Annotated in this window: 1 pseudogene; it reads left to right on the top strand. The window is 70.1% G+C overall.

Features of this window, described 5'->3' with window-relative positions:
- A pseudogene (locus tag GT354_RS47530) lies at positions 1-752 on the top strand (peptidase M28); the annotation flags it as partial.

A 752-nucleotide genomic window follows, 5' to 3' on the forward strand; every position in this document is an offset into this window, starting at 1 on the left:
GGCATGCTGCTCAAGACGAGCGGCATGACGTACAAGAAGTACCGGACCGCGACGCTCAGTTCGGCCAAGACGCTCGACCCCACGTGCGTCCTGTTCAACAAGACCAAGGCCGCGTGGGACGCCATCAGCGTGCCCGCGCAGTCCGGTGACCCGACCTGCACCGCCGGTCCGGGCCAGAACGACTTCTCGATCGCGCTCAGCCCCACTTCGGGCACGGTCGCACCGGGCGCCTCCACCACGACCACGGTGAGCACGGCCGTGACCACCGGCTCCGCGCAGAACGTCACCCTGGGCGCGACCGGTCTGCCGAGCGGCGTGACCGCGAGCTTCAACCCGGCGACCGTCCAGGCCGGCGGCAACTCGACGCTGACCCTGACGGCGAGTTCGGCCGCGGCGGCGGGCACCTACTCGGTCACCGTGACCGGCACCGGTACCGGAACCGCCACGCACACCGTGCAGTACACGCTGACCGTCAGCGGCCCGGGCAACCCGGGCAGCACCCCGCCCGACATCAACGTGTCCAACGTCCAAGCGCACCTGTCCCAGCTCCAGACCATCGCCACCCAAAACGGCGGCAACCGCCGTGCGGGCAGCGCCGGTTACACCGCGTCCGTGGCCTACGTGAAGGGCAAGCTCCAGGCCGCCGGCTTCACCGTGTCCGAGCAGGTCTGCACGTCCTGCCAGTACCGCTCCAACAACCTGATCGCCGACTGGCCGGGCGGTCCCGCCGACCAGGTCGTCATGTTCGGCGC

Source organism: Streptomyces sp. SID3343 (assembly GCF_009865215.1).
In the GTDB taxonomy this organism is placed as follows: Bacteria; Actinomycetota; Actinomycetes; order Streptomycetales; family Streptomycetaceae; genus Embleya.